The 23721-nt window shown below is 49.5% G+C and carries 20 protein-coding genes; 14 read left to right on the top strand and 6 right to left on the bottom strand.

From position 1 onward, the window contains the following. Window positions 1-73 precede the first annotated feature (73 nt). From DXT99_RS07775 to DXT99_RS07755, 5 genes are all read left to right on the top strand, one after another. Window positions 74-1426: a vWA domain-containing protein gene (locus tag DXT99_RS07775; RefSeq protein ID WP_246000526.1), complete on the top strand. Its 1353-nt coding sequence runs from the start codon at window positions 74-76 to the stop codon at window positions 1424-1426. After that, window positions 1427-2386, top strand: a complete 960-nt coding sequence (locus DXT99_RS07770; RefSeq protein WP_115564954.1) for a transketolase family protein — start codon at window positions 1427-1429, stop codon at window positions 2384-2386. A gap of 257 nt (window positions 2387-2643) precedes the next feature. Then, the gene (locus DXT99_RS07765) at window positions 2644-3183 is read left to right on the top strand and encodes an RNA polymerase sigma factor (protein ID WP_115564953.1); all 540 of its coding nucleotides are present in this window, start codon (window positions 2644-2646) and stop codon (window positions 3181-3183) included. Window positions 3184-3239: 56 nt separating this feature from the next. Beyond that, on the top strand, window positions 3240-3665 hold the full coding sequence (locus tag DXT99_RS07760; RefSeq protein WP_246000525.1) for a hypothetical protein: 426 nt from the start codon (window positions 3240-3242) through the stop codon (window positions 3663-3665). Window positions 3666-3672: 7 nt separating this feature from the next. After that, a complete protein-coding gene (locus tag DXT99_RS07755; RefSeq protein ID WP_115564951.1) occupies window positions 3673-4125 on the top strand; it encodes a Spy/CpxP family protein refolding chaperone in 453 nt (150 codons plus the stop codon). A 71-nt stretch (window positions 4126-4196) separates the two neighbouring features. On the opposite strand, the gene DXT99_RS07750 is transcribed toward DXT99_RS07755, so the two are convergent. From DXT99_RS07750 to DXT99_RS07735, 4 genes are all read right to left on the bottom strand, one after another. Next, window positions 4197-6008 carry a DUF885 domain-containing protein gene (locus tag DXT99_RS07750; protein ID WP_115564950.1) on the bottom strand — a complete coding sequence of 604 codons (1812 nt, stop codon included), beginning with the start codon at window positions 6006-6008 and terminating at the stop codon, window positions 4197-4199. Window positions 6009-6251: 243 nt separating this feature from the next. Beyond that, window positions 6252-6986 (bottom strand): dipeptidase PepE, encoded by a 735-nt coding sequence (pepE, locus tag DXT99_RS07745; protein ID WP_115564949.1) that lies wholly within the window; start codon window positions 6984-6986, stop codon window positions 6252-6254. 112 nt (window positions 6987-7098) lie between these two features. Continuing rightward, on the bottom strand, window positions 7099-7359 hold the full coding sequence (locus DXT99_RS07740) for a hypothetical protein (protein ID WP_115564948.1): 261 nt from the start codon (window positions 7357-7359) through the stop codon (window positions 7099-7101). 89 nt (window positions 7360-7448) lie between these two features. Beyond that, on the bottom strand, window positions 7449-7679 hold the full coding sequence (locus DXT99_RS07735) for a hypothetical protein (protein ID WP_237144756.1): 231 nt from the start codon (window positions 7677-7679) through the stop codon (window positions 7449-7451). Between the two features lie 288 nt (window positions 7680-7967). Here DXT99_RS07735 and DXT99_RS07730 point away from each other — a divergent pair, with 288 nt between their 5' ends. Next, entirely contained in the window at window positions 7968-9038 is a 1071-nt protein-coding gene (locus DXT99_RS07730) for an MBL fold metallo-hydrolase (protein WP_115565040.1), read from the top strand. A 60-nt stretch (window positions 9039-9098) separates the two neighbouring features. Here DXT99_RS07730 and DXT99_RS07725 read toward each other — a convergent pair whose 3' ends face one another. Beyond that, entirely contained in the window at window positions 9099-9287 is a 189-nt protein-coding gene (locus DXT99_RS07725; RefSeq protein WP_115565039.1) for a hypothetical protein, read from the bottom strand. 328 nt (window positions 9288-9615) lie between these two features. On the opposite strand from DXT99_RS07725, the gene DXT99_RS07720 reads away from it, so the two are divergent. From DXT99_RS07720 to DXT99_RS07695, 6 genes are all read left to right on the top strand, one after another. Further along, entirely contained in the window at window positions 9616-10344 is a 729-nt protein-coding gene (locus DXT99_RS07720; RefSeq protein ID WP_115564946.1) for a Dph6-related ATP pyrophosphatase, read from the top strand. A 108-nt stretch (window positions 10345-10452) separates the two neighbouring features. Further along, entirely contained in the window at window positions 10453-11262 is an 810-nt protein-coding gene (locus DXT99_RS07715) for an SDR family NAD(P)-dependent oxidoreductase (protein WP_115564945.1), read from the top strand. A 285-nt stretch (window positions 11263-11547) separates the two neighbouring features. Further along, entirely contained in the window at window positions 11548-12582 is a 1035-nt protein-coding gene (locus tag DXT99_RS07710) for a tetratricopeptide repeat protein (RefSeq protein WP_115564944.1), read from the top strand. Window positions 12583-12674: 92 nt separating this feature from the next. Further along, window positions 12675-13865 (top strand): aspartate aminotransferase family protein, encoded by a 1191-nt coding sequence (locus DXT99_RS07705; protein ID WP_115565038.1) that lies wholly within the window; start codon window positions 12675-12677, stop codon window positions 13863-13865. A gap of 219 nt (window positions 13866-14084) precedes the next feature. Continuing rightward, the gene (locus DXT99_RS07700) at window positions 14085-15842 is read left to right on the top strand and encodes an SLC13 family permease (protein WP_115564943.1); all 1758 of its coding nucleotides are present in this window, start codon (window positions 14085-14087) and stop codon (window positions 15840-15842) included. Window positions 15843-15894: 52 nt separating this feature from the next. Then, complete coding sequence (locus DXT99_RS07695; RefSeq protein WP_115564942.1) at window positions 15895-16521, top strand: hypothetical protein; 627 nt, start codon at window positions 15895-15897, stop codon at window positions 16519-16521. Window positions 16522-16677: 156 nt separating this feature from the next. Here the strand turns inward: DXT99_RS07695 and DXT99_RS07690 are convergent, their stop codons facing one another. After that, on the bottom strand, window positions 16678-17106 hold the full coding sequence (locus DXT99_RS07690; protein WP_115564941.1) for a TerB family tellurite resistance protein: 429 nt from the start codon (window positions 17104-17106) through the stop codon (window positions 16678-16680). Between the two features lie 309 nt (window positions 17107-17415). Here DXT99_RS07690 and pfkA point away from each other — a divergent pair, with 309 nt between their 5' ends. Both pfkA and DXT99_RS07680 read left to right on the top strand, forming a co-directional pair. Continuing rightward, entirely contained in the window at window positions 17416-18387 is a 972-nt protein-coding gene (gene pfkA, locus DXT99_RS07685; RefSeq protein WP_115564940.1) for a 6-phosphofructokinase, read from the top strand. A gap of 206 nt (window positions 18388-18593) precedes the next feature. Then, complete coding sequence (locus DXT99_RS07680; RefSeq protein ID WP_317048132.1) at window positions 18594-23717, top strand: translocation/assembly module TamB domain-containing protein; 5124 nt, start codon at window positions 18594-18596, stop codon at window positions 23715-23717. Window positions 23718-23721 lie beyond the last annotated feature (4 nt).

The following is a 23721-nucleotide window of genomic DNA, read 5'->3' as shown; positions in this document are numbered from 1 at the left end:
TTTCTGATACCCGACTTGCTTTAGTACCCCTTACATGGCCCTTTGGCGTAATATTTTCGCAGCATTCACCTTATTGCTGATATTTTCAGTAAGCGGTAACGTGTTAGGCCAGGAGAAGCAGGAGCAGCCTACAACAAGGATTCTGTTCCTGCTGGACGCTTCAGGAAGTATGCTGGCTAAATGGGAAAGCAGCGACCGCATGACGGTTGCCAAAAACCTGCTCGCCCACCTCGTAGACTCGCTGGAGCGCTACGACAATGTAGAGGTGGCGCTGCGGGTGTATGGGCATCAGTTTGGCCGTGAGCGCAACGATTGCAAAGATACGAGACTGGAAGTACCGTTTTCTGGAAACAGCACGGCGGCCATCCAGAAGAAGTTGACAGAAATTATACCGCGCGGCAATACGCCGATAACATATTCACTTCAGCAGTCGGCTGGAGATTTCCCGGAAGATAAGGCGCGCAACGTCATCATCCTGATTACAGATGGACTGGAGTCTTGTGGCGGAGACCCCTGCGCTATGTCGCTGGCCCTGCAGAAGAAGCGTATTTTCCTGCGCCCTTTTGTGATAGGCATTGGCATTGACCCGGAGTATGAGAAACAACTCAGCTGCATTGGCCAATACTTTAACGCTGCTGACGTGCAGACCTTTGAAACGGTGCTGACCGAAATTGTGACGCAGACGCTAAGCCAGACAACGGTGAGCGTGGAACTACTCAATGAGCAGGGACAGGCAGTGGAGAGTAACGTGAACATGACGTTCCTCAACTCCCTGACCGGGCAACCGGAGTACAACTACGTGCACTACCAGAGCGGAGAGGGAAAGGCCGATATGCTGGACATAGATGCGCTGCTACCTTATGATCTGGTGGTGAACACCACACCTGCTGTTGTGGAACGCAACATCAGCATCAGGCCCGGAAAGCACAATGTAATCAAAGTAAAGTCGCCGCAGGGTATACTAAACCTGAAGCAGGATGGCCCCTCCCCTTATGGGCAATTGCCTGCCATTGTAAGGCCGCATGGTAAGGAGCAGACGCTCCACGTGCAGCAGTTCGGGGAGCAGCACAAGTACCTGACAGGAACGTATGACCTGGAGATTCTGACTATGCCACGCATTTACATGAAGGGGATAGATCTGAAGCAGGGGCAGACAAAATTGATTACCATACCGCCGCCGGGGCAGTTAGCCATACCTTCCCAGATAAAAGGCTATGGCAGCGTATACCTGATGGAGGAAAATGGCGTGCAGCGCTGGCTTTGTAATCTGCCGGAAGAAAACAGTAAAGTAACGATGGCCTTGCAGCCGGGAAATTATAGATTGGTTTACCGCATGAAAACAGCCCAGGCGAGTAAATTCACTGATGTAAAAGATTTTACTATCAGGTCGGGCGCAACTACAACCGTAAAAATTTTCAACAGATAGATGAAAGAATACAAGTATACAGAGAAAAAAGACACACGCTCCGGTTTTGGAGCTGGTTTGCTTGAGCTTGGCCGCACAAACCCCAATGTTGTAGCCCTTTGTGCCGACTTAGTGGGCTCACTTAAAATGGGTGATTTTATCAAGGAGAACCCGGAGCGTTTCTTCCAGATTGGTATAGCTGAAGCCAACATGATGGGCATCGCCGCCGGTCTGACTATTGGCGGTAAGATTCCGTTTACCGGTACGTTTGCCAATTTCTCTACTGGCCGCGTGTACGACCAGATCCGACAGTCTATCGCTTACTCTGGCAAAAACGTAAAAATATGCGCCTCCCATGCAGGCTTAACGCTGGGTGAAGACGGTGCCACGCACCAGATTCTGGAGGACATCGGCATGATGAAAATGCTGCCGCACATGACAGTTATCAACCCCTGCGACTATAACCAGACAAAAGCGGCCACCATCGCTATTGCTGATTACGAAGGACCGGTTTACCTGCGCTTCGGCCGCCCGGTGATACCTATTTTTACAGACCCGAACCAGAAGTTTGAAATAGGTAAAGCCTGGATGGTGAACGAAGGTACTGACGTGAGCATTTTTGCTACAGGCCACATGGTTTGGAAAGCGATTTTAGCTGGTCATATATTAGCCGAAAAAGGTATCTCTGCCGAAATTATCAACATCCACACCATCAAGCCACTGGACGAAGAGGCTATCCTGAAATCAGTGGCTAAAACAAAATGCGTGGTAAGCGCCGAAGAGCATAATCGTTTGGGAGGACTTGGTGATAGCATTGCCCAGGTGCTGGTGAAGAACACACCGCTGCCAATGGAATATGTAGCCGTAAATGACTCCTTTGGTGAGTCCGGAACTCCGGAAGAACTGATGGAGAAGTACGGATTGTCAGAGAACGATATTGTGGATGCCGCGCAGCGTGCCATCAGCAGAAAGCAAGCGTAAGCATAATCAGAAACAAATTTTTAAAGAGGCTGTGCTGATGTAGTACAGCCTCTTTATCTTTAGAGGGTGTTTTAAAAATATTGGTTAGGCAATCAAGAAGTTTTTCTGAACTCTGGCGTTTGACATTTTATGGTTTGATACCACAGCACCACAAAATGTCCCTTATTAAAAGGCATGCGCATTTTTTGCCTCTAACAGCAGCTTTAATATGCTCTTAATCGATCTTACATCTGCCTACTGCTCCGTGATTTTGTAAAGTGGAAGACAAAGAGCTACTAGAAAAATTCGCTAACCCCGAGAGCCGCAACATGGCTTTTAACCAGCTTGTCCGGAAGTACCAGCAGAAAGTATACTGGCACATCCGCAAGATGGTGATCGACCATGACGATACCGATGACCTTACGCAGGAGGTTTTTGTCAAGATATGGAAGAACCTGGAGAACTTCCGCAAAGACGCCCAACTCTACACGTGGATTTACCGCATTGCCACCAACGAGTGCCTCTCGTTCCTGTCCAGCAAAAAAAGGAAGTTTTTCCTGCCTATAAATGACGTCACTGCTGAGCTGATGGAGAAGATAGAATCATCCCCCGATATTGCCGGTGACGAGGTACAGTTAAAGCTGCAGAAAGCGATACTAAAGCTGCCCGATAAACAGCGCCTCGTGTTCAATATGAAGTATTTTGATGATATGAAATACGAGGAAATGTCCGAGATACTGGGAACATCCGTAGGTGCCTTAAAGGCATCGTACCACATTGCCGTTAAAAAAATTGAAGAATATCTGAAACAGGATTAAACTATAACCCGCGTTTTCTATCTAACCAAAAGAAGACGAGGAACATGAGGAAGGATATGAAATTAAATGACATTCCGAAGCGAAATGTGCACCAGGTACCGGAAGGATATTTCGACCGCCTGCCCATGCAAATTATGGAACGCACCGCTAGACGTGAGCAGGTGACTGCTACTGCATGGTATGCATCATTGTGGCGCCCTGTACGGCACGCTATGGCTCCGCTTATCCTGCTGCTTATGTTTGTGGGCATTTACTTTTTTAACATACAGCAAAACCAGCAGCAGGAAATGGTTACTACAGTTGCCTCGCTGTCTGATGAAGAAATTATGGTTTACCTGGACACCTATGCGCAGGTAGAAACCGCAGACTTTGAAGAACATTCTCTTGCAGACCAGGATCTTGCGGTAGAATTTTTAAATGTGAGCTCCACTACAGCTGAAGAAGAGCTGGAATACTATAAGATCAACGACCTAGACTACTAATCCATCCATGAAGCATTATACCGTACTAGTACTTTTGTTTTGTGCTTTTACCCTTAGCGGCACAACTGCCTTTGCGCAGGACAAAAGCCGGCACGAACGAAGAGAAAACGTAGAGGCTGCAAAAATCGCTTTCCTGACTGACAAGATGGGACTTTCGGCGGAGCAGTCGCAGAAATTCTGGCCTATTTACAATGAGCATGAAAAAAAGCGACGCGAACTGGTAAAAGGTTACCGCATCGATTTCAGGCAGGATGTTGACGTACTCCCTGACCAGGAGGTGCAGGCCCGGATAAATAAGATTTTCGACCTGAAAGAGAAAGAGCTGGCGCTGGACAAGGAGTATGCAGGTAAATACCAGAAGGTGATTTCTGCAAAGCAGCTTGTAAAGCTATATCGTGGTGAACGGGAGTTCACCAAGCTTCTCCTCAAACGCCTGGACCATAAACATCAGAATCAGTAAAAAAGCTCTTTATCAAAAAAAGAAGGCGCGACTATCAAGTTGCGCCTTCTTTTTTGCCTTTCATGTTTGCTTCAGGTACTCTTCTGTTCCGCAATCCACTCCTCTATTTTTTTCTCCAGCACCGCCAGTGGCATTACACCACCTTTAAGAATTTCGTCGTGAAAGGCTCTGATGCTGAATTTATCTCCTAGCTCCTGCTCTGCCCGCTGGCGCAATTCCTTCATTTTCAACTCTCCAATTTTGTAGCTCAACGCCTGTCCCGGTATAGCCATGTAACGCTCTATTTCGGCTACGGCTGCTTCCCGGCTCGTCAGTTCATTGTCCAGCGAGTACTGTATGGCCTGCTCACGCGTCCAGCCTTTGGCGTGCATGCCCACATCCACCACCAGGCGAATAGCCCGGTGCATTTCATCACTCAGGCGGCCAAAATACTGGTATGGGTCCGTATACAGGCCGAGCTCTCTGCCAAGGCTCTCGGAGTATAAGGCCCAGCCTTCGCCAAATGCACCGTACCAGGCGTATTGCCTGAACCGGGGTAGCCCCTCCTGCTCCTGCTGTATTGAAATCTGGTAGTGGTGCCCCGGAATAGCTTCATGCAGGAACAAAGACTCCATCCCTACTACATTATAAGTGCTTGCATCCAGAATTGGCACATAAAAAATGCCTGGGCGGGAGCCATCCGGTGCCGGCGGGTTATACTCCGCACTCGCAGATGCCGCTCTGAATGCCTCCGTCTGCCGCACCTCAAACTCAGACTCGGGAGTCATACCGAATAGCTTATCCAGCTGTGGCTGCATGCGCTGCTCCACCTGGCGGTAAGCCCCGAGCACCTCCTCAGGTGTATTAAACGGGGTGAACTTAGGGTCATCGTTTACGTACCTGAAAAACTCATTCAGGCTACCTTCAAAGCCTACCTGCTCCTTTACCTTCTCCATTTCGCTTCGGATACGCGCCACCTCCTGCTGCCCGATATCAAATATCTGATCAGGCGTCATTTCAGTGGTAGTCCAGTAGCGCACCAGGTACTTATATAAGTCTTCGCCTCCCGTTATGCCACTAATGCCAGTGCTTGTACGGCTCGCCGGTAAATACTCCTGCTGTATAAAGTCGTACAGTCTTTTATAAGTTGGAATTACCTCTTCACTTATAGCCCTGGTATAGGCTTGCCTGATGCTATCTTTCTGTGCAGCGGTAAACGTATCGGGTAAGTTTTCTACAGGTGCCCAGAAAATAGTTTTTGTCGGGTCGTCCACCACCATGGCCTGCAGCTGTGGCAGTACCTTTTGTGTCAGTGCCCGCGGCAAAACAATGCCCGCACGCATCCCTCTGCGCATGTTGGCAATAGCCGTATCTCCCCAAACAGTAAACCCTCTGATGCGGCCCAGGAAATCCTCGTAATCTTCAGGCGTATTAAAAGGTTGGTTACTGGAGCCGGAACCAAGCTGCGCTATAGTAATCGGAAGTCCCCAGAATTGGTTTACCGGCAGCAGCAATTCTGCCGGCTGCTCCAGCCCCTCCAACGACATCTGCATCTCATACTTAAAGATATCATAGCTGACCTGCTCCTGTGCATCCAGTTTGCTGCGGTCTATCTGGTTAATTTTATCAAGGTAGCCTTGATATAACTGGCGCACCTGCGCTACATACTCCTGGCTTAGGTCGTTGGGAAGTTGGTCGTTGTAGCGGTTATCGGCGATGGCAGTAGCCTCCAGCGGGAACAGCTTCAACCGTTCCTCATAGTAATTTTCAAACAGCTGGCCCAGGTTTTGGTCAGCCTGCACAGCTTCCGTACGCTGCTCCTGCTCCGTGGTGCGGGTACAGCCTACAGTGCCTAGCGTCGCCACGGCCAAAGCCGCACATAAAGTGAGTTTGTGTTTCATCATCAGTCAGCGTTTTGAGTTTATATTTCAAGATAAAGCTTTGCCTTTGAATTATGAATTTTGACTGCTGAATTATAAGTCTGCTGCAGGTAAGCAGATCTTCTTAGCGCCATTTATACTTTATCCTAAAGTAAAAAAGGTGAAGCTTTTTGCCTCACCTCCTCTGATAGTATTTAGATAGACTGCTTCTGCCTTGTATATACCAGAAGCAGAAACCGAAGTATAGCTTCTGATTCATAATTGAAGCTAATAAGCTTCCAGCAGAAACTGAATATCATCACCAGGCCCGAACTCCATTGGTTTCTCGCCCTGCAAAAACACACGTGCTGAAAGAAGACCCTTTAAAGCGATTTTATCTCCGGTGATGCGCAGCATGCTTCCTTCGCGCAGGCCTACTACAGGCTGGCGGTTATGCTGGTGGAATTCAGCAATACGTGTTTCACGCGTTTCGCCCATATGCTGCGAACCCTCCACCGGGTCCTGGTAATGCGGGTTGATGTTGAAAGGCACCAGTTGCAGCGCATCAAATGTCTTTACATGCACAATCGGCATATCGTTGGTAGTCCCGATGGATTTACCGGCTACGTTTGTGCCCGCACTGGTACCCATGTATGGCATACCTTTTTGTACCCGCTCCTGCAGGGGCTTCACTAACTGGTTCGCATACAGGTTACGAAGCAACACAAAGGTGTTACCGCCGCCGATAAAGACAGCCTCTGCCTCATTTACCGCCTTTACCGCATCGTCATATTCATGCACGCCTGTTACGCTGATGCCCCATTTCTCAAAAGCCTCCCGCGCCTTGGCTGTGTAGTCTTTATGAGATATGCCGCCCGGGCGGGCGTAAGGGATGAAAAGCAAGCTTGATTTGCCGGCTAAAAGGGCTTTCACTTCTTCTTCGGCATGCTCCAGATAGCCGGTGCCATAGGTGGTAGAAGTGCTTATTAAAAGTAGGTTTTTAGAAACTTGATTTTTGCTCATGCCCAAAGTTAGAAAAAAAAATAAATGAGTGGATGAGCGAATAATTCTATCCTGTTTTACCCGATAGCTTCATTCAGAATTTATAGATCAAGAATTTTATTTCTTCTATAAGTTACTCTTTCTTAATAAGAGACAGCTTGAGCTTAATAGTTTCCAGGTAAGGCTCGAGATGGGTATAGCTGGTGAGCGCCCGGACAAGGCCAATGCTCTTCAGGTCATAGAGAAACCAAATCTCCACATAATAATCGTGCAGCCAATAGAGATCTATTTTGCACCAGCCCTGTATGCGGTGGTGCAGGTAGTGGCCCTGGTCCAGCACGAGCTCAGCTTGCAGGTGTGGCGGGAGTTCGTTGAATTCTTCAGCACTTATCATTCTTCATTCTACTCTTTTGCTACAAAATATAGTAAAAAAGGCTGCGCACGGCAGCCTTATAGAGTTAACGATAAATTTCTGGGTTTGGTCTAATTCAGGTGAAGGGTATACATCTCAAAGCGACCGGAGGCAAAGCTCCAATGCGACGGCGAAGGGTGAATTTCTATGCCATCCTCATCCATAATCGTGACAGCAAACCCTTCGCCCTGGTTCAGGGGCTCCGTAAAATGCTTCACAGGATACACCTTTCCTTCCTCTATCCACTCTTCCGGTTCAAAGGCAGGCATGGACGCGTCTACGCATTTTGCATAAACAGCCATATAGCTTGGGGGTACAAATAAATTAACCATAGTAGAATAACTTTCTATTAAGATAAAAAATTCCTGTTAACCAGGAAACCGAGCGTAATTAAAAATTTTCAAGGCTATTGGTATAGAGGCAAAAGACATGCCTTGTTTAAATAAAAACAAAAAACATGAGTTATGCTAAACATTAACTAAAAAAAGACAGGCAAAGTGACAGTGTTATTCCATTAATGACAGCTTATTTCCCTTATGCTTCGTACGTTATAGCCAATACTATATTTCGACCTTAAATTATCATTGCGTATGGAGGCATCTAAGAGCAGTTATTTTTCTGGAAACAGGCAAACTTTCGCGGTAGCGCCCCAGGTGTGGGGCCTCAAAACTATCTTCGTTAATTTATTTTTTATCGCTGAACCGGATGGCACCTGGGTGCTGGTGGATGCTGGTGTGCCAGGCTGTACCCACAAAATAAAAAAAGCGGCAGAAGAATTATTTGGCGAGGGTGCCAGACCAAAGGCTATCGTGCTCACCCACGGTCATTTTGACCACATAGGCGGCGTGAAAGAGCTGGCAGACGAATGGGATGTGCCAGTATACGCCCATCCGCTGGAGTTGCCTTACCTGACCGGGCGGTCCAGCTATCCACCACCAGATTCCAGCGTGGGCGGCGGCGGCATGGCATACATGGCCTTTGCCTATCCAAAAAAACCCATCAACATCACAAATCATGTAGAGCTCCTTTCTCCGGATGGCGCTGTGCCCGGCCTCACGGGCTGGCACTGGATTCACACCCCTGGTCACACCCCGGGTCATGTGTCCTTGTTTCGGGAAGAAGACCGTGTTTTGATTGTAGGAGATGCTTTTACGACGCGTGATGCTGAATCGGCGATAGCGGTGATGACGGAGAAGCGGGAAGTGCATGGCCCTCCGGCTTATTTCACCCCTGACTGGGCCGCTGCCCATCGCTCTGTGGATGCACTGGCCAGCCTTAATCCAGAAATAGCTGCATCAGGCCACGGTATGCCTATGAGGGGCGAGGAACTAAGCAGAGGATTAGAAAACCTGGTGAAGAACTTTTGGGTAATAGCGGTGCCAACCAAAGGGCGCTATGTACATGAGCCCGCTGTAGCCGATGAGCGCGGCGTGATATCAGTGCCGCCACAGGTGGGCAGCTCAGTGCCAAAATTAATGGCGATAGCAGGTGCTCTCACCCTGGCGGGGTTTGCCTACTCCGCCATTAACAGGCGCAGCAAGCAAAACAGCCATCTAAAGCAGGACAGGCCTTTACCCCATAACCGCGTAGCGTCAGGGCTTCCTCCTACCGTGGACCCAGACTATGACGACCCGACCGCGCACACTAATAATTATCCATAAAAAGCAGAACGGCCAGAAGTAATCTCTTCTGGCCGTTTCTTTGTACTCTAATCTGGTAAACTACTTGCTCTTGCTGTTCTTTCTTCCGGAGCCGCTTTTATTACCGCCGCCATCTTGCTTGTTTACGGTGGCCCAGGCTCTCTTTTCAGCTTCTTCGTGGCTGACGCCTCTCTCCTCGTAACTTTCTTCTATATGTTGTGCTTTCCGCTTTTGCTTATCTGTATAAGCAGACTTATCTCCTTGTGCCATCTTGTCCTCCTTCTGTTTATTGAAACATATCATTCCGGAACTATAGGTTCCTGCTCTTTTTACGAGAGAACCTAACAGGATGGTAAAAGCAGGCTAAATCCTGCACAAGAAGGTTTATAATATACTGCAGCCCTGGCTCGCTTTTTAGGACTATAAAATCGTATGCAAATTTCAAACAACTTAAGGCTGTAAAGGACTACGCCACCCGCTGTTGCGTCCCGGCAGCTGCTTATCATAAGAGGCAACAAGGGCGGTTTTGTGTAAATTTGTATTTTTATACCGGCCTTACATATAGGAAAGGTTATTGTTCATCAAACAAAATAGTCAATTGATACCAAGCATATTTAACTGGAGTGGCGGCAAAGATTCGTCACTGTGCCTGCACCATGAGCTGCAAGGCAAAAAGTATAAAGTAGAAAAACTGCTTACCACCCTGAGTGGCCCTACCCAGCGCGTGAGCATGCACGGGGTGCGGCAGGAGTTACTGCAGCAACAGGCGCATAGCATAGGCCTGCCATTGCAGCAGATTTTTCTGCCGGAGCATGCCAGCATGAGCGCTTACGATGATATAATGGAAAGCAGCATGCGGGAGCAACAGCAGCAAGGCATCTCGCATGCTATTTTCGGGGACATAAACTTAGAAGACCTGCGAGCTTACAGAGAGAAGCAACTGGAAAAGGTGAATCTTCAGGCTGTCTTCCCGCTATGGAACAGACCCACGAAAGAACTGGTACAGGAGTTTCTACAGTTGGGTTTTAAAGCCGTAGTGGTTTGTGTGAACGAGCGCCTGCTCGATGCTTCCTTTGCAGGCAGGCTTCTGGATGATACCTTTCTGCAGGATTTACCGGCCAATGTAGACCCTGCCGGCGAGAACGGCGAATTTCACACCTTTGTTTTTGACGGGCCAATCTTCCATCAACCTATTCCCTACATACTAGGTGAAACTGTGCGCAAAACCTACGCTCCAGCTGCTGCCCCCGACGACGAGTGTTTTAAGCAGGAAGAAAATCCCGTTTTTGACAACGCCTTCTGGTTCCGGGATCTGCTCCCGGCATAGCTAGCCTGTATACTGTCAGTCTCTCCCAGATTTGACAGCCCGTGCACCCAAACTGATGCATACAAATTGATTGAAATGTAGTATACACCTAAATCAAAGCATAAGTCCATGGAACAGGTAAAGTATGATTTCAGCGGTAAAACCGTACTGATTACGGGTGGCTCCTCCGGCATTGGTCTAGCGACAGCACAGCTTTTTGCAGAAGCAAATGCGAAAGTGATCATCACAGGCAGAGATGCTGCAAAAGGCGAGGCCGCCATTTCATCTTTAGGGGCTTTCGTTAAGGAGCCGCGCTTCATTCAAACCGACAACAGCGAACCAGAATCAATCCTGGCTCTTTTCCAGAAAATAAAGGCCGAATATGGCAGGTTAGATATGGCTGTAAACAATGCGGCAAACGAAACAGGAGTAGGCAAGCTGCTGCATGAATTTGAACCCGACGAGTTTTCAATGGCGATGAGTGCCAACCTGCAGGGGGTATGGCTTTGCATGCAGCAGGAAATCAGGATAATGCTGGCGCAGCAGCCATCGGGCGGCGCCATTGTCAATGTGTCCAGCATCAACGGCCTGGGAGGCGCGCCAGGCGGAGCGCTATATTCTGCTGCAAAAGCGGGCGTTATCGCTTTGACTAAATCTGCGGCACAAGAGTTAGCCATGGCTAACATCCGGGTAAATGTGCTGGCACCGGGAGCGCACCAGACGCCTATGCTGCAAGGGGTAATGGAAGGCCAGGCCGGAAACGACCCGCAGAAACTGGAGCAGATAAAGCAAATGTACCTTTCTTTTATACCCCAAAAACGCATTGCAGCACCTTCTGAAGCCGCTGCCGCCATTGCCTGGCTTTGCTCCGAAAGTTCCAGTTATGTTACCGGCCATACCTTAATTGTAGATGGAGGTATGAGTGCAATGGTACGGTAATACCTTTTATTTAAGGTGTTTCTTCTGCTTCCTCTAGTCTCTTCCTGTAGACAAGCGTCTATAATTTCAGGACCTGAATCAATGTACTATTCTCTGTTTTAGTTGATAAGCCATTTATCAAAATTAGATTCGACTAAAGACCAAATACAAATTTTGCCCCACATCATAACTATTTCAAAAATTTATTTCACTTAAAGCTGTTAAATTAAATATAGGAATCAATATATTTGTTTAAATATATTTCTAGTGAGAACGGTTTACTAAACTCTCAAACTAAATTCCTATATGAAAAAGCTCTTGTGTTCCCTCCTGTTCTGTTTCGCTATAGCTGTCACAAGTCAGGCACAATCCTCAACTGACGTTGTAGACATCATTGAAGAAGGCATTCGTTTGTATGAAAAAGGCAATTACGAAGCAGCCATAGCGCAGTATAAAGAGGCGCTGAAATTAGATGCAAAAAACCCGGAGGCAAACTATGAACTGGCGCTTACTTATTTTGCTTTAAAGGACATGCCCAATGCCATCGCTTACAGCAACGCGGTTATAAAACACCGAGTAGCAGAACCTGAATTAAGAGCGCAGGCCCACGTGAACAAAGGCAGTGCACTTGATGTGTCAGGTAAGCAGGATAAAGCTATAAAAGAATACAACAGAGCCATTAAACTTGCTCCCAGGCATCACCTGGCTTATTACAACCTTGGCCTCACGCATTACAACCAGAAGAATTACAAGGAGGCGGAGCAAAGCCTGACGAGGGCCCTCCGACTGAACCAGGGGCACGGCAGCAGCCATTTGTTGCTGGCTTACATTAAACAGGCGCAGAAGCAGCGGGTACAAAGCCTGCTGGCACTTTACAACTTCCTGCTGCTGGAACCAACCTCAGAAAGAGCCCCGGCTGCATATGAGCTTCTGCAGCAAATGCAACAGGAGGGTGTTTCGACGGGCAATGGGAATGCCATCAACATTACCGTTAGCGCAGATAAACTGGACGACAACCCGTTTTCAGCAGCCGAACTGATGGTCTCGATGTCGCAGGCCTCTAACTCCATAGAAGCGCGGGAAGGTAAAACGCCCGGGGAACTGTTTTATGAAAACACAGCGTCTTTCTTTAAGGTACTGGGGGAGCTAAGGGAAGAGAAGGACGACTTCTGGTGGAGCTACTATGTGGAGTTCTTCCATGAGATGGCACTGGATAAAAATGTAGAGGCATTCAGCTACTACATCAGCCAAAGCAAAAGCACGGCGTCCCTAAGCTGGCTTCAGGAGCACCCGGAGAAAGTAGAGCAACTGACTTCCTGGTACAGGAACTACAAGCGGTAAGCGCGAGCAAACAACGTCTGGCATGGCCGGGAGAAACAGAAGCAAAACAGGTTTCTGTCTCTTTCGGCCATTATTATTACCTTTGCTGTATGATTTCACAGAGGCAATTGTTTCTACAGCACGTAGCACAGACTTCGGATTTCCCGTTGATGATTGAGATAGAGAAGGCAGAGGGAGTGTACATGTACGGCCAGGAAGGCCAGCGTTACCTCGACCTGATTTCTGGTATCGGCGTGAGCAACGTGGGGCACCGCCACCCGCGTGTGCTGCAGGCCATACACGACCAACTGGACAAATACATGCACCTGATGGTGTACGGTGAGTTTGTGCAGGCACCGCAGGCACAGCTGGCACACGCCCTCCACACCACACTGCCGAAGCAACTCAACAACACTTATTTCCTTAACTCCGGAACAGAGGCAGTAGAAGGAGCCCTTAAACTGGCGAAACGCTATACCGGCCGCACCGAACTCATATCCTGCTACAACGCCTACCACGGCTCCACGCAGGGAGCACTTTCCATGAATGGCAGTGAAAGCTTCAAGAATGCCTTCCGGCCCCTGCTACCCGATGTACGCCATATCCGCTATAACGCCATCGAAGACCTGGAGCAAATTACAGAACGCACGGCCGCAGTGCTCATCGAAACGGTGCAGGGCGAAGCCGGTGTGCGCGTGCCCGAGAACGATTACCTGCAGCGCCTGCGGGAGCGCTGTAACCAAACCGGCACCTTACTGATACTGGATGAGATACAGTGTGGCTTTGGCCGCACCGGCACTTTCTGGGGCTTCGAACAATTCGGCATTGAGCCGGATATTTTGGTTTGCGCCAAAGGAATGGGCGGCGGCATGCCAATTGGTGCTTTCATAGCACCTCAGGAAATCATGGCTGCCTTTAAAACGGATCCTATTCTGGGCCACTGCACTACCTTTGGGGGCCACCCGGTCAGCTGCGCAGCATCGCTGGCCACGCTGCAGGTGATACAGGAAGAAAAACTAACAACAGACGTGCAGCAAAAGGCAGAGCTGTTCCGGCAATTGCTGGTGCACCCCCGCATCAAAGAAATCCGTAATTGCGGTTTATTGATGGCGGCAGAGTTCGAGTCTTTCGAAGTGTTAAAGGCAGTGATTGACCGTGCTATCCTCAATGGTGTGCTCACCGACTGGTTCCTTTTCTGCGACAACTCCATGCGCATTGCACCTCCCCTCGTTATCTCCGAGGAGCAGATAAGAGAAGCATGTGAGGTAATCCTGCGTTCAATTGATGAGGCTGTAGGAGCTTAGTGGTCAAGCCAGCCGTCTTGATGCGAGAACTGGCTTCACAGCATTTTGAGTAGCAAAGGTGATAAGCGGCACAGCGCTTCCCTACCTGCTATATAGTCCACTGACAGTATGATAGCTGTCAATCGTCAAATTTTCAGCCCAAATCACCACCTCCGGTAGCACTTGCACGTAAAAGCCGAAGCCACACCTTAAGCCAAAGGTTTGCTCAATCAGGATTTTATGGAAATAGCCCTTGTGCTAACACTACTGGCCATTGCAGTAGTGCTCTTTGCTACTGAAAAACTCTCCATTGAGATCGTGACGCTGATCATGCTCATCATTCTGGCGAGTGCCCGCATCATTACCCCGGAAGAGGCGTTTGCAGGCTTAAGCAGCGACTTCATCATCATCATTGCCTCTATCTTTATACTCAGTGCCGCCTTACAGGAGACAGGTATTCTTGACTTTGCCGTGGTGAGGCTCGTACGCCTCGCCCACAAAAGCACTAACCTGATGCTGCTGATTGTGATGGTGGTAACCGGTGTCGTTTCCGCCTTCATGAACAATACCACTGTTACAGCCATGTTTGTAACACCTCTTGTAGGCATGTCGAGGCGCATTAACCTGAGCACGTCCAAGTTACTGATGCCCCTGGCATTTGCCGCCATCCTGGGAGGCACCTGCACACTCATTGGCACCTCTACCAATGTGGCCGTGAGCGGCTACATTGCGAAGACCGGGCTCCCTCCCATCGGGCTTTTTGAAATATCCGGGATCGGCTTTGCTATTTTTATAGTGGGTATGATCTACATGATGACAATCGGGCAACGCATGCTGCCCGACAGGGGCGATCAGGAACTAACGGAGGAGTACAAGCTCCAGAAGTACCTGTCTGAAATTGTGGTGCTGCCCGATTCGCCCTTAGTTGGCCAGTTGGTGTTTGCCTCCGACCTCACCTCCCTGAACTTCCGGATTCTGAACATCATCCGGGGCAAAGATAACTTTCTCCCTGACTTCCGCACACGCATACAGGAAAGCGATATACTATTAGTAGAAGGAGATCTCGATAACCTGATAAAGGTGAAGGAAACCAAAGGGATCAAAATTATGGCGGATGTTATTCTGGCGGAAGACCTGCAGACAGAAGCCATCCGGCTGGCGGAGCTGCTGGTGGTCCGCCAGTCGAACCTCATCGGGAATACCGTAAAAGAAGTTAATTTCCTGCAGCGCTATGGCCTGGTAGTGATAGCTGTCTCACGCCACGGCGAAACGCTGCGCACCAAGATCGGCAGTATTCAGCTGCAGCTCGGCGACCTGTTGCTGGTACAAGGCTCCTCCGAACGACTGAAGCAACTGCGCACCTCCAACAATGTGGCCTTGCTCGGTGAGTTCGAGGCTGTTCTGTTCAGGAAACGAAAAGGCATTATCGCTATTTCCTGCTTCGCCGTAGCTATACTACTGGGCACTCTTCAGATCCTTCCGCTTTCTATCGCCTTTCTGCTGGCAGCCATCTGCAGCATTCTCTTCCGCTGTATCAGTACAGAAAAAGCCTACGCCGCCATTGACTTTCGCTTGCTTATCCTGATTGGCGGTATGACAGCCTTTGGTACAGCCATGGAGAATTCGGGCGCAGCCGATTTCCTGGCAGAGGGCATCGTAGGGTTGTTGGGGCCGCTGGGCAAAATGGCCGTGCTGTCAGGGTTCGTCCTACTGACCGTGCTGCTCACGCAACCCATGTCGAATGCGGCGGCGGCGCTGGTGGTTGTGCCGGTTGCCTTGCGGGCTGCTGTAGAGATGGGAGCAGATCCCAGGGCCTTTGCCATCGCCATTATGCTGGCAGCTTCCGTGTCGCTGGTTACGCCTTTCGAACCGGCCTGTATCTTAGTCTACAGCCCCGGTAAATACCGGTTCTGGGACTTTATTCGCATTGGTTCGCCGCTTACGCTGCTGCTGGTGGTCGTTATCCTTTTGCTGGTCCCGGTTTTCTGGCCAATGTAACAGCATTGGGCCTGCAACAGTAAGCATACATACATGTGATTAACATTGGACTATGAAAAAGACGCTGTACCTATTGGCTTTATCGCTGGCTGCTCTTGCCTGCTCACCAGAAAATGAAGAAGTGCAGGAAGAGCATGTGAAGGTAGCTCCCATTCCGGAGGCGCTCGACACTATCACCAGCACAAGAAAAGACGCTGTGCAAACAGACGAAAACGAAACGGACCCTACTTTGCCCATGCCCCAGCCCGTGATGCAGCTACTCACAGAACAGTATGAAGGTTGGGAGAAGCCTACCCTGGCAGAAGAAGCTTCTGCACAGGCAGAGAATTATACGCAGGGCCCGATGATTGTGCGCGGCGACTTTAATGGCGATACTTACCAGGACTTAGCCTTACAGCTAAGGCAGGGGAACAATGTTGTGATTGTAGCGGCCATACAGGAAGATGAAGAGAATTATGAACTTTACGAACTGAAACGGGATATCTTATTTAATGATCGGGGCACATTCAAGAGCCTCTACTACCTGTATAATATTGACCAGGGCGAAGAACTGCATAACGATGCAACAAACGAAGACATAGAAGCTCCCTACGACGCTATAGCGGTAGGCGTTACAGGAGACACTAGCGTTTACCTGTTTCAGGATGGAGAATTTGAGGAATATACAATCGAAGAGTAACTGCAGCCTGTACCGTCCTTATAATAAAGAGAGGCTGAGTATATACTCAGCCTCTCTTTATTATGGCGGAATTATGGCGGAACGCGCCTGATGCCGGAAAGCAGCGGGCACTTTAATTAGACCTGCACCTAACAGGCAAATTTCAAATAAGCATGTTTAGTAGTTGAGAAAAGACTGTGCATCACGTTTGATGTTATCACGCCCCAGGCCATCCTTCACTCCCATTGATATCTTACGTACCAGCACCCCCACAATCGTTTTCTTGAACCCCAGTCTGCCAGCCATGTTAATGCAGAAGTCCATTTCACTTTCATCCACAATGCCGTCAGCCAGCATCATCTCCACCAGGTCGTAAATCTGGTCGAAACGTTCAGAGTCATTTTCAGGGAACTGTGCCTCCACACTGGCAGCGTTCGAAACAAGGTTGCGTACCTCTTCGGCTTTCATACCATGCTTTTTACCGATAGAAACGATAAAGTTCATTTCTGTCGGATCCAGGTGCCCATCAATCTTAGCCAACGCACTCAGGTTAGTGATATGGCTCTTTACTCTCTTTGTTTCTTCGCTCTCAAAAAAACCGAACATATACTGCCTTTAAATTAATAATTATTTAATTGCTTTGTTATTGTGCTAAAACTTTACTTTCTGCTAAATTTGCAGTCTTACGCGCACCGTGTAAGGATGTCATGCAGAAAACACCTCAGGTTTCAGGACCAGGTATTTCGATAATGCATACGATTTTCTATATTTTTAGTCGTGCTTTTGTGCCTTTTTTTAAAATACAGGCGAAAACAGCTAACGACACGAAAATTGCCTCCCCTCACTTAGCGTAATTTAGACATTACTCACTTGATAATCAAGGATAAATATTTAAACTAAACACATCACTCTTCCATGAAAAAAATTGGCGTATTTACTTCAGGCGGTGATGCTCCTGGCATGAATGCCTGCATTAGAGCAATCGTAAGAACTGCTGTATATCATGGTATAGAAGTATACGGAATTCGTCGCGGATATAATGGCATGATCAAGGGCGAGATCTCTAAATTAGAGTCTTACTCTGTGAGTAATATTATTCAAAAGGGAGGCACGATCCTACGATCTGCCCGCAGTAAGGATTTCATGACCAAAGAAGGTCGTAAAACAGCATATGAGCAGCTCCAGAAATTAGGCATCGAAGGGCTCGTAGCAATTGGCGGAGACGGTACCTTTACGGGAGCCAACATCTTTTTTGAGGAATACGGCTTGCCAACCATAGGTGCCCCCGGCACCATAGACAACGACCTGTACGGCACAGACTATACCATAGGCTACGATACCGCTGTGAACACAGCCTTAGATGCCATTGACAAAATCAGGGATACCGCTGACAGCCACGACCGCGTGTTCTTTATAGAAGTGATGGGCCGCGACTCAGGCTACATTGCCATACCATGTGCCATAGGTGGCGGTGCCGAGATTGTGATGATCCCGGAGACAGACACCAGCATAGATTATGTGGTGGACACCCTGCGTACCGGCTGGAGCCGCTCTAAAACATCCTTCATTGTAATAGTAGCCGAGGGAGACGCAGAAGGCAGCGCCACTGAAGTGGCCAACAAGGTACAGGAGGCACTGCCGCATATGGATGCCCGCGTAACTATATTGGGCCACGTGCAGCGTGGGGGATCCCCTACCGCCGCCGACCGCATGCTGGCTAGCCAGCTGGGCATTGCCTGTGTGGAAGGCCTGATATCCGGACGCCAGAACGAGATGGCCGGCATCATTGACGGCAAGCTGACTTATACCCCATTCATCGACACCATTACAAAAGATAAGCCCATCAATCCGGAGTTTATCAACATGGTGAACATCCTTTCTGTATAGCTTTTCCCAAAGCTCACTGCATCTTACTGTTTTATACTTCTGTGGCCAGCGCGCCCAGGAGTATAAAATAATTCCCCTCCTTTTGTGAGTTCTGAATAATAACATAAATCCTTGTTCATAAAGGATTTATTTTCAAATACTCCTTTAAATCTATCCATATTGATATAATTCCGTAAAAGCAGAGCACTAACCAACATGACACTGCTATCGCTTCTGCCAAACATATCGGACGTATCATCCTGAAGATCATACTCTGGCCTCTCGCCTTTGTTGTAGGACTTCTCATTCTTATTGTTATTGCGCTGCAGTTTCCGCAGGTACAGAACTGGGTTGCTGACAAAGGTGCCAACTATCTCGCTGACACCCTCGACACCCGCGTGGAAATTGGTGGCTTCACCACCGACTGGCGTAATACGCTGGTGCTGACGGAGGTGTATGTAGAGGACCAGCAACAGGACACACTGTGGTACAGCGAAAGGCTGGGCGTGGACATGCGTATTTTCTCGCTGCTATCAGGCGAGCTGAATATCGGCGAGGTGAACCTACAGAATGCCACAGCTAAAATACATATCCGCGAAGACAGCACTACCAATTTCGATTTTATCACGGAGGCTTTCGCCACCGATACTACTGCAGCGCAGGCAGCAGCACAACCTGAAGACACCACTGCGGCTGCCATGCAGATTGATCTCGGCACCGTTATCCTCGACAATGTGTACCTGGTGTTCAGAGACGAGGCAGGCGGTAATTTTATTCAGGGCCGCATCGGGGAATTGGAAACAACGATGGAAGAACTCGACCTCGATGCCGAAAGATATCTGGTGGATGAAGTGGAGCTGCGAAACACCGCCTTTACCTACGAACAGACAAAAATACCCGAAGACACCACAGAAACAGGTCCACTGGAAATGGACTTTGGCCTGAACAGGGTCGAGCTGGAGAATATCGCCTTAACATACCTGAGCAGGGTGGCCGAACAACGCATTGAACTCAGGCTGGGAGAGTCGGAGGTAGTGTCAGATAACATTAACCTGAAAGACGCCCGGGTTGAACTGGAGAGCTTTATGCTGCATAATACCTCGGTGGTGTATGCCCAGGAAAAGTATAAGTCTACCGACTCGCTGGCAGTGAACCCGGCCAGGACGGCGCGGGAACTGGACAGATCGGTGGATGAGGCAAATGCAGAGCCTATGAGCTGGGTTATGACGCTGGGTGAACTCGACATTGAAGACCTTAATGTTAAGTTCGACAATTTTAACGCGCCCGAGCAGCCACGCGGCATGGACTACGACCACCTCCACTTTACAGATATAAAAATAGATGCGGAGGATGTCATGTACAGCCTGAACCGCACCCGTTTAGATTTAAACCAACTGACACTCCAGGAGCAAAGTGGCTTTAGGGTAGAGAATTTCCAGGCTGACATTGTCTTCGATTCTACCACCACCAGCTTACAGAACCTCGACCTGCGCACAGGTAACAGCCATCTGCAAAATGGCATGGCCATGACCTACCCCTCACTGGATGCTATCACGGAAAACCCGGAGCAGGTAGCGCTGGACCTCGACATCAACAACAGTTACATTGGCATGCAGGATGTGCAGTACTTTGCACCAGACCTGACAGCAGACCCTTCATTCAGAAGCATAGCCAACTCCACTATCCAGGTAACGGCACAGGCCGAAGGCCAGATGGACAACCTACAGATACAGGAGCTGCAACTGGTTGGCCTGCAGGGGACCAATGTGGATATTAGTGGCACGGTACGCAACGCCATGGATCCGGATAACCTGTACATGGACCTGAACATAAACCGCTTTGCCACCACCCGCACCGACATACAGGCACTGTCACCGCCTGGCACCTTACCCCCTGACTTCCGGATTCCGGCACAGGTTAGCATGACGGGGAATTACACAGGCACGCTGACTGCTTTTGATGCCAATGCTGATGTCCAGACCTCATACGGCAACGTGACTGCCGTCGTAGACATGGATGCCAATGAGAACTTTACCGCCACTGTCCGCTCCGGGGGCTTCGACCTGGGCCAGCTGATGACTGACAGCCTGGGGCTGGGGCAGGTAGCGCTGGAGGCCAGGGCCAGTGGCAACGGACTTGATCCGGAAACAATGCAAGCCACAGTAGAGGCCGATGTACAGCGCTTTGATTACAATGGCTATACCTATAACGATGTTGATATTAATGCCAACATCAACCGCAATGTATATGAAGTACAGGCAGCGGCAACGGATGAGAACCTGGATTTTAACCTGGCCGGCAACTTTAACCTGCGCGACACAGCAAACGCGGTTTATGCCTTTAACCTTGACTTGCGTGAAGCAGACCTGCAGGCCCTGAACCTATACGAAGAGCCACTGGCTGTACAAGGCCAGCTGCAAGGCGAGTTTACAGGAGCTGACATTAACACCATTAGCGGTACTTTAGAGGGAGAAGAACTACTGGTGCAGTACGATGGGACTGATTACCCTATAGACACCCTGCAACTCAGGCTGGAGCAGACCGGAGAAATTGAGGAGCTGGAGCTAAAATCAGACATAGCAGACGCAGAATTACACTTCGAGAATTCACTGGCAACCTTGCCTACGGCACTGCAGAAGTACTTTTCGAACTACTTCGATTTGCAGCCAGACCCTCCTTACCCTGCAGACACCAATCTAGAGGACTTCAGGTTCACACTGGACATCAAACGGACAAACCTTATCACCGCCTTTGTTCCAGGGCTAACGCAGCTGCAAATAGACACCGTGATTACAGGGGCTTATGATGCCCAGGCGCAGGAACTGGCAGTGGATGGGCATATAAATTCTATCGTGTACACCGACTATACCTTACGTGACCTGGACCTGCAAATGCGCGGAGACCAGGATGCGCTAAGTTATAACCTCGAGTTGCAGCGTTTAATATCACCTTCGCTACAAATGGAAAACATAACACTGGAAGGTGCCGCTCAGGATGATGCGCTGACTGTACGGCTGGCTATAGCCGGTGACACAACAGAGCAGGAACGCTTCGTTATCGGAGGCGCGCTCGACAGCGAGGGGCAAGGCTACCGATTCGCTTTTAACCCGGACCAACTGGTCATTAATGGTGATGACTGGGATGTACCACAGGATAATTACCTGCAGTTTGGCACTGACCTGCTTTATGCCAATAACATAGTACTGCAGCATAACAACCAGGCTATCGCCCTTAACAGCACAGGCCCTGTCGGCCCTGGAGCACCGCTTAATGTAGGCTTTGAGAATGTTGACATCGGCTATATTATGGGCACCTTTCAGGACCCGCAGGACAGCCTGATTGCCGGAACTATTAACGGCGAAGCCACCTTGGAAGATATCATGTCTGGCACACTGAGCTTTACATCAGACCTGACTGTAACAGACCTGATGTTTGAGGGCACTTCTGTGGGCGACATAGCCCTGGATGCCAGCAGCACAGGCGACGACCGCTTTAATATTAACGCGCAGCTAACAGACAACGGGAACCAGGTGATAGTAGACGGCTTTGTAGAAACCCAGCCAAACGCCACGCTGCTCAACCTGGATGCCAACATCGCCAGCCTAAATATGGCCTCATTGGAGGGCTTTACGGCGGGTATGGTGGAAAACATGGGTGGCCGGGCGAACGGTAACCTGAGTATATCCGGCACCCTGGATGATCCTGATATCATTGGCCAGCTTAATTTTGACCAGGCGCAGTTTACTATCACCATGCTGGGCTCGCTTTACCAACTGCAGGACGAACGGCTGGTATTTAACGAGCAAGGCATCAACTTCCCTGACTTTACACTCACAGATTCCCTGGGCAACGACTTAACGGTGAACGGCAATGTGCTGACGCAGGATTATGCGGATTACCAGTTCGACCTTACCGCCAACACAGACCGCTTTCTGGCACTGAACTCTACTGCAGCAGACAACGACCTCTTCTATGGCACCGTCTGGATTGCAGCGGATGCGACAGTTGGCGGCGACCTGGCTGAGCCGGTGCTAAGGGTGGATGTAAACGTGCTGGACGAATCAGACTTCACAGCCGTAGTGCCCGCTGATGAAGCCGGCGCAGCGGAAAGAGAAGGCATAGTAGAGTTTGTCAGTTTAAATGAATCCCTGACCGCCATTGTAGGAGAAGAAGGGGCCGAGGAAGATACGGCAGCGGTCACAGGCTTTGTCGGGGCGGATATTGAAACTCAGATAAGCGTGACAGATGCATCTACTATCACGATTGTGATAGACCCTACAACAGGTGATAACCTGACAGTGAGAGGCACCGCAGACCCCTTGTATGTGGCTATCGCACCAAGCGGGCAAATAAACATGACAGGGCGCTATACCATCACCGATGGCCAGTACAGCATGGACTTTTACGACCTGGCCTCTAGGGAGCTGGATATAGCAGAAGGCAGTTACATCGCCTGGACAGGAGACCCTATGCAGGCCAACATGCAGATAACCGCTATTTACAATGTCCGCACAGCGCCACGGGAACTGGTAGCCTCACAGACAGTAGCCGATGATCCTGCCCTGCGCAACCAGCTTCCTTTCCAGGTCTTTGTAAATGTGGAGGGAGAGATTATGACGCCAGAATTAAGTTTTGACATTCAGCTACCGGAAGACCAGCGGGGCCGGGCAGGTACAGAAGTAGTAAGCAGCCTGGAGAGCCTGCGTCAGGACGAGTCAGAGCTGAACAAGCAGGTTTTCGCGCTGCTGGTTTTAGGTAGATTCCTGGCCCCGGACCCATTAGAAAGCTCAGGAGGAGGCCTGGCGGCATCTGCCAGAGGCAGCTTAAGCGGTGTGATGACAGACCAGCTAAACCAGCTAACAGACCAGTATGCCGGTGGCCTGGGGCTTGAACTTGGTGTAAACTCCTACGAAGACTACTCCTCCGGCTCAGCCCAGGGCCGTACAGACCTGAATGTAGCGCTGCGCCAGCAGTTCCTCGATGACCGCCTCACAGTCCGTGTAGGCAGTGATATTGGTCTGGAGGGCCAGAGACAGGACAACCAAACCATGAGCGGTTTTGGCGGGGATATTTCTGTAGAGTATTCTATTACTGAAGATGGCCGTTTACGCGTCCGGGGCTTTCAGCGCAACCAGTACGAGGGCGTGTTGGAAGGTGGCGACATTCGGGCAACCGGTGTTTCCCTTATCTACCAACGTGACTATAACAACTTTTCTGACCTTTTCCGAAGCTTTGAGCAGGAACGGGCACGGGAAGCGCAGCGCCGCCAGGAAGATGAAGCAGAACGCATAAAGCAGGAAGAAGACCGCATCAGAGAAGAAGAAGAAGCCGAACAGAATTCAACTAAATAGAAAG

The organism is Pontibacter diazotrophicus, from assembly GCF_003367245.1.
Lineage (GTDB): Bacteria > Bacteroidota > Bacteroidia > Cytophagales > Hymenobacteraceae > Pontibacter > Pontibacter diazotrophicus.
This window is presented reverse-complemented; position numbering and strand designations above follow the sequence as displayed.